Source organism: Bacillota bacterium (genome assembly GCA_024655925.1).
Classification (GTDB): domain Bacteria; phylum Bacillota; class DTU025; order DTU025; family JANLFS01; genus JANLFS01.
In genome coordinates this window covers 1-7,611 of record JANLFS010000074.1, presented here as the reverse complement: position 1 = coordinate 7,611, position 7,611 = coordinate 1, and the positions used below count along the sequence as shown (strand labels likewise).

Here is a 7,611-nt window from a genome sequence, read left to right as displayed (position 1 = left end):
GGCGGCGCTCATCGCGACTACTGCGCGCTGGGAGGTCCCGTTCGGTTCTGCCGTGGTTTTCGTCGCGCTCATGTGGGCCTCTTCGCTGAGCGTAATAAACCTCCACAGTATGCTTGTGGTCATGGCCTACCCGGTGATCATGGTGTGCGCATTGAAGTACGATCCGGGAGCTACCGCGCTGATCTCCGCGATCGGCAGCCTAAGCGTGCAGGAGATACGCATACTGCGAGAGAACAACGATGAGTGGCATTTCGCCCTCAAGCTCCTGGGGAACCGAGGCGTGAGCGCGCTGTGCGCGTATGCTGCCAGCGCAGCCTTTCATTTCTTTTGGCCCCATCCTTATATGGCCTTCGGGGACTTGGGGTTCCTCGGCGCGGCGGCCTCGTCCGGGGTTGCATGGATGGCGGCGGCCAGCTTGATCATGAACATCGGAATCATCCTCTCGAGACCCCAGCTGAAACTCACCATCGACCCCACTGTCGCACTTACCGCCGTGACAGCCATCGCTCCATCTGTTATCATGGGTCTGATGGCCACAGCGCTTTTCGAACACGGTGGGCTTATCCCGTTCGTGCTCGCGGAATGGTTCTTCATCGCGAACAAGAATTTCACCCAGCGTGCACTGATCAAGAAGGAGAACGCCGAGCAGATCAACATTGCGTTCGCTCGGATCATAGATTCGAAGGACCACTACACCGGAGGGCATTCCGAGCGGGTGGCACGGCTGGCGAGGACGCTTGCGGAGGCTGCTAGACTCCCCAAGGCCGAGGTTGAGGAAATCGAGTACGTCGCCAGGTTGCATGATGTCGGCAAGGTAAACCTGCCGGACTCAGTTCTCACGAAGAACAACCTACTCTCTCCGGACGAATACGAGATGGTGAAGAAGCACCCGGCGTGGGGAGCTGATCTGATCCGCGGTATGCAAAGGATCTACGGAGACAAGCACTACCGAGCGATACTCGAGCATCACGAGAGGTACGACGGGCTAGGATATCCGGATGGCAAGAAAGGCGTCGAGATTTCTCTGTGGGGTCGGATACTGGCGATATGCGACGCCTACGATGCCATGACCACCGACCGCCCCTACAAGCCTGCGCTGGCAGCGGATGAGGCCAGGCGGGAGCTGGAGAACTGCGCGGGCAGTCAATTCGACCCGGAACTGGTGCAACTGTTTGTCTCCAAGGTACTAGCATAGGCGGTGAGCGTGTTGACGCGGGATATGGTGTTCGGGGTCATAGGTGGCCTCGGGCTTTTCCTCTATGGCATGAACCTCATGGGCGAGGGCTTGAGGCGCGCGGCCGGGGATCAGATGCGCCGCGTGTTGGAGATCCTCACTGGGACTCCCGTGAAGGGTGTCCTCGTGGGAGCCTTTGTCACGGCCGTGATCCAGAGCTCCAGTGGGACCACGGTGATGCTCGTGGGGTTCGTCAACGCTGGCCTTATGACACTCCGGCAAGCGATCGGAGTGGTGATGGGTGCGAACATAGGCACCACCGTCACAGCGCAGCTAATTGCGTTCAAGCTATCTGACTACTCCCTGCCAATAATCGGCCTGGGCTTCCTGCTCCACCTGCTCTCGAAGCGGCGGTTCTGGAAGAGCATCTCGCATGTGGTCCTGGGATTCGGCATGCTGTTCCTGGGTATGAGCTTGATGACCAGTGCGGTGGCCCCCCTACGGGGAAGTCAGGCCTTCGTCCGGCTCATGCATGCGTTCGGTGCAAATCCTATCCTGGGCGTCCTCATAGGTCTCGGCATGACGGTCGTGATCCAGAGTTCCAGTGCCACCGTGGGCATGTTGATGGCAGTTGCTCTGGCCTCGCCTGACATCATCACACTTCGGGTCGCCATACCCATTCTCTTCGGTGACAATGTCGGGACGTGCGTCACCGCTATGCTGGCCAGCATAGGCACGAGCCGAACTGCCAGGAGGACCGCCCTCGCTCACGCGCTCTTCAATGTCTTCGGGTGCATTCTGTTCCTCCCATTCATCTCGCAGTTCGTCCGGCTTGTGCTGGCGCTATCCGGGGCCGCGGATGTCCAAAGGCAGATCGCCAACGCCCATACCCTCTTCAACGTGCTGAACACCGTCATTTGGGTACCTGGCATCAGCATCCTGGAGAGAATGGTGACCCATGCGGTTCCAGGGGAAGACGTGGTGGTTGAGTCCGCTCCGAAGTACCTGGACAAGAGAATGCTCGGCACCCCATCTGTGGCATTAGATCTGGCGTCCTCGGAGATCTGCCGAATGGCCGACATAGTTGGAACAATGCTCTCCGAGGCACGGCAGGCTTTGCTAGAAGGCTACACGACCGCGCTTGATCAAGCTCTGGCTTCCCGGGAGAGCGTTGTGGACAGCTTGAACAGCGCTGTGGTGCTTTACCTGTCTACCCTTGTAGCGAGGAGCACTCTCAGTGAGTCAGAGTCGGCCAGGATGATGAGGCTGATGCACGTGGTAGGGGATGTAGAACGTATAGGCGACCAGGCGGAGCAGATGATGAACTACGCTCGCCAGAGGTTCGACCAGCGGCTCCCGTTCTCCGACGCCGCTGTTGCAGAACTTGACCGCGTGTTCAAGGTGGTCGATTCCATTGTCCATGAAGGCACGGAGGCTCTCCGGACGGAGAGCCGCGAGGCGGCGTCTCGCGTGTACGGCATGCACGAGGCTCTGGACACCCTCACGAGCCACCTCCGATCCAATCACATTGGGCGGTTGAACGAAGGCAAGTGCGTGCCCGGGTCCGGAGTGATATTCGTTGAACTCATGAACAACTTAGAGAGAGTGGGGGACCTCGCGGTCAACCTTGCGGATGCCGTTTTCGGACAGAAGAGCCCTCGCACGCCCGGCGACCCCAAGGTGAGCCTGACCTGATCCACCCTCCCGGCGGCACGGCAATCCCCGGAGAAGGACTGACCGTGGCTGAACAAGACACAGACACTGAGGGACAGGACCACACCTGAAAGGAAAGGCGGTCGAGCCTTTGGAGAACACGACTCTACAGATCCCGGCCAGGGATGAGGTCAGAGAGGAGCTCAAGTGGAGGCTCGAGGACATCTATGTCTCCGACGAACTGTGCGAGAACGACATGGCCGCAGTTCGCAAGAGCCTGCCTGAGCTTGCAGCGTACGCTGGAAAGCTAGGAACCTCAGCAGATACCCTGCTATCCTGTCTTAGACTGCGCGATCGGGTGGAGGAACTGACGACGAGGGCATACGTCTACACCCATATGCGCAAAGACGAGGACAACACCAAACCCAAGTACCAGGCAATGCACGACCGGGCGGCGAGTCTAGCGGTGGAGGCCGCAAGCCGGACATCCTTCATAGGCCCAGAGATCCTGACTATACCCCAGTCCACCCTCGATCGGTTCATGGAGGATGAGCCAGACCTAGCATTGTACCGTCACTATATCGACAACATTGTCCGGAAGAAGGTTCACACACTTTCAGCTCCCGAGGAAAGAATTGTGGCTTTGGCGGGGGAGATGGCGCAGGGCGCCACTAACATCTTCACGATGCTGAACAATGCGGACATCAAGTTCCCCACGATCCGGGATGAAGCCGGGCAAGAGGTTGAGGTCACCAAGGGCAGGTATGTGAAGTTCCTCGAGAGCCGAGACCGCAGGGTGCGGAGGGAGGCGTTCGAAGCGCTCTACTCGTCCTACCGTGCTCTGCTGAACACTCTCTCGTCGACCCTGGGCGCCGCGGTCAAGGCTGATGTGTTCTTCTCCCGGGTCCGCAACTACCCGAGTGCTCTCGCAGCTGCGCTCGACCGAGACAACATCCCCGTGGATGTGTATACCAACCTCATCGCGACGATCCGCTCACGCTTGCACCTGATGCATAGGTATGTGAGGCTGAGAAAGAGGGCTCTCGGTCTTGATGAATTGCACATGTATGACATGTACACCCCAATCGTGCCCAACGTGGAGTACAGTATCACATACGAGGATGCCCGAGAGACTGTTCTCCAGGCGCTTGCGCCGCTCGGTCGCGACTACTTGGACACCCTGGAATCCGGGTTCTCCTCGGGTTGGGTAGACGTCGTGGAAAACAGAGGCAAGACCTCGGGGGCCTATTCCTGGGGCTCGTATGGCTCCCATCCCTTTGTCCTTCTGAACTGGCAGGATACTCTGGACAACATGTTCACTCTCGCGCACGAGATGGGCCACGCAATGCACTTCCACTATTCGTGGGCCACTCAACCTTACGTCTACTCTGACTACGCCATCTTCGTGGCTGAAGTCGCCTCGACGGTAAACGAGATTCTTCTCATCGAGCACCTCCTCGCGATCACCAAGGATCAGGCGATGAGGATGTACCTGCTCAACCACTACCTGGAGTCTTTCCGGGGGACTGTGTTCAGACAGACGATGTTCGCGGAGTTCGAGAAGATGACTCACGAAGCCTTTGAGGCCGGAGAGGCTCTTACCCCCGAGTTCCTCTGCGACAGGTACAGGCAACTCAATTCGGACTACTACGGCGCTGACGTAGTGAGCGATGACGACATCTCCCTGGAGTGGGCGAGGATCCCGCACTTCTATACCGCGTTCTACGTATATCAGTACGCGACAGGATTCTCAGCCGCAGTGGCCCTTGCGCGGCGGATCCTGGAGGAAGGCGAACCTGCGGTCAGGAGGTATGTCAGGTTCCTCTCTGGCGGAGGCTCCACCTACCCTATCGAACTGCTTCGCGGAGCCGGGGTTGACATGACCTCTGCGGAACCCGTGAACCGGGCGCTAGACGCTTTCGAGAAGGCGCTGCAAGAGATGGAATCCTTCTTCGCCTCCTAAAGACTTCCCCGCGGCCGAGCCGTGTGGACACGGGAATCGGGGATGGTGTATGATATAGGTGCAGCTACGAGCCACTTTCCTTGGGAGTGATGGGACTTGGGTCTCGACGTTTCCGCTGCCCGTGCCGTAGGCGGACAGGAGCTTTTTGAACTGTACTACCCCGGAGACGACATGGGGGCGGTCTACTCTACCCGGGCGACATCGTTCCGAGTCTTTGCCCCGACCGCGCTCGGTGTCTCGTGCATACTGTATCCGTCACCAACTGCTTCCACCGGTCGCGAGATACCCATGGCGCCTGACTGCGATGGGACATGGACGACCACGGTCCATGGGGATCTGGCCGGCACTTGCTACACATACCGCGTAAACCTGGGCGGCGCAGTGAACGAGGCTCCTGACCCGTATGCGAGAGCACTCACACTCAACGGTGAGCGCGGAGTGGTCGTGGACCTCGACCGCACCGACCCACCGGGGTGGACGACGGATCGTAGACCCCCCTTCAGGCACGCAGTCGACGCAGTCATCTACGAGGTGCATGTGAGGGACTACTCGGCGTCGGAGTACTCCGGGATGACGCACAAAGGCAAGTACCTGGCGTTCACGGAACCGGGTGCTCTAGATCACCTGGTAGACTTGGGTGTTACTCACGTCCACCTGTTGCCAGTCCAGGATTTCGCGTCGGTGGACGAGGCTGCGCCGGACGAGTACAACTGGGGTTACGACCCGCACCATTTCTACGTGCCTGAGGGATCCTACTCCACCAACCCGGCTGACCCCACGTGCCGGATCACCGAGGTCAAACAGATGGTGCAGGCTTTCCACGCCCGGGGTATCCGCGTTGTGATGGACGTAGTGTACAACCACACCTACACAGTGGATGGGTCTCCGCTTCACCAGATCGTGCCGAACTACTACCACCGCACCAATGCGGCCGGGCAGTTCACCAACGGGTCCGGCTGCGGGACCGAACTTGCCACTGAGAGGCCTATGGTGCGGAAGCTCATATTGGACTCGCTCAAGTACTGGATGGACGAGTACCATGTGGACGGGTTCAGGTTTGATCTCATGGCTCTTCTCGACTATCACACTGTGCGTGAGATATCGGCCGAACTCCGTTCGCTCGACCCGACGGTCCTGCTGTACGGAGAGCCGTGGGCGGGAGGGGTGTCCGGGCTGTGCCCTTCACAGCTGTTCACGAAAGGTCGACAACGCGGTCTCGGCATCGCGCTGTTCAATGATGGGCTGAGGAACGCCGTGAAAGGAGACACGGACGGTCCTGGCTTGGGCTTCGTTTCTGGCGCGCCGCACCGCGAAGGTGCCATCCGTCGGGGCATCGCAGGGTCAGTGGCATACGACACGTGCAGCTGCGATTTCGCGGCCGAGCCTGGAGAGACCATCAACTACGTCTCGTGCCATGACAACCTCACCCTCTGGGACAAACTGGCGAAATCATGCCCGCAAGACTCAGAGGAGGACAGGATCAGGATGGACCTGCTGGCGCAGGCGGTGATTCTCCTGTCCCAGGGGATCCCATTCATCCACGGCGGGGAGGAACTCCTCCGAACCAAGCATGGGAACCACAACAGCTACAACGCAGGTGACCTGGTCAACCAGATAGACTGGTCGCGCAAGAAGACCTACCCCCACGTGTTTGCCTATTACCGCGGTCTCATCGCACTGCGAAGGGCGCATCCAGCGTTCCGCATGACGCAAGCGAGCCAGATCGTGAACCATCTCCGGTTCCATCATAGCCCCGCCAACACGGTGTCGTTCGTTCTCGACGGGCATCCGAACGGGGACCCATGGAGAAACATCATGGTCATACTGAACGCCAACCGCCATCCGGTCGAAATCGGTCTCCCGGGGACCGGCCCGTGGAGAGTGGTAGTCGAAGGGATGAAAGCCGGGACACGGACGCGCCGAATGGTACTGGGGCCGACTGTGTCGGTCGCGCCGATAAGTGCCATGGTTCTCCACCAGTAGGCCCTCGCCCCCTCGTGGGCACCGTTCCACCCGCGCTTTCCACTGGCTTGGGGAGTCGCACCCCGTGCGGGTGTGTGGGTTGAAACGAGACGAAACGCGGGAGGGAAGACCAGCCTCATGCCGGCGAACCTCACCCCTCAGTATATTGAAGCCGAAGAGGCCTTCAAACGAGCAGCCACCACCGAGGAGAAGATCCTTGCGCTGGAGGAGATGCTCCGCACCATTCCCAAGCACAAGGGAACGGAGAAGATGCAGGCGGACATAAAGCGGCGGCTCTCCCGGCTCCGGGAGGAAGGGGAGGCTGCCCGCAGGAAGGGCAAAGGGGACCCTTTCAGGGTGGAGCGCGAAGGTGCGGGGCAGGTCTTCACAGTTGGATTGCCGAATTCCGGGAAGTCGGCTCTGGTGGGCGCCTTGACCAAGGCGAAGGTCCTAGTGGCGCCCTACCCTTTCTCGACTCAGCTGCCCATTCCCGGCATGATGCCTTATGAGGACGTTCTGATTCAGCTGGTTGATTCCCCTCCCATCTCCCCAGACCTCGCCCCTCCCGCTCTCCTCGCGTCGATCCGACTGGGGGATGGTCTTCTGATCAGCCTCGACGTTAGTGTTGACTCATGTCTGGAAGACCTCGACGCCCTCATTGGTATTCTGGAGGACCGCAGAGTCCTGCCGGACAAGACCAGCCGAACGCTTCTGGCACTTACGAAAGTCGACCTTGATCACGCCAGAGAGAACGCAGAGGTGGTCCGCGCGACGTTTCCGCAGTTTTCCTCAGTTGAGGTTTCCACGAAGACAGGGGAGGGGCTCGACCTCATACCCCCCGCCGTTTTCCGCATGTTGG

The 7,611-nt window shown here is 59.6% G+C and carries 5 protein-coding genes; all 5 read left to right on the top strand.

Translation table 11 applies throughout. From position 1 onward, the window contains the following. Positions 1-1,195: HD-GYP domain-containing protein (locus NUW23_11405; GenBank protein MCR4426770.1), on the top strand; the 1,195-nt coding region annotated here is incomplete at its 5' end. Between the two features lie 9 nt (positions 1,196-1,204). Continuing rightward, positions 1,205-2,869, top strand: a complete 1,665-nt coding sequence (locus tag NUW23_11400) for a Na/Pi cotransporter family protein (protein MCR4426769.1) — start codon at positions 1,205-1,207, stop codon at positions 2,867-2,869. Positions 2,870-2,978: 109 nt separating this feature from the next. After that, a complete protein-coding gene (gene pepF / locus NUW23_11395) occupies positions 2,979-4,790 on the top strand; it encodes an oligoendopeptidase F (protein MCR4426768.1) in 1,812 nt (603 codons plus the stop codon). 96 nt (positions 4,791-4,886) lie between these two features. Beyond that, positions 4,887-6,773, top strand: coding sequence for a type I pullulanase (gene pulA / locus NUW23_11390; protein MCR4426767.1), 1,887 nt, complete (start codon positions 4,887-4,889; stop codon positions 6,771-6,773). A 117-nt stretch (positions 6,774-6,890) separates the two neighbouring features. Continuing rightward, positions 6,891-7,611, top strand: a 721-nt coding sequence (locus NUW23_11385; protein MCR4426766.1) for a 50S ribosome-binding GTPase, incomplete at its 3' end; no start/stop codon positions are given.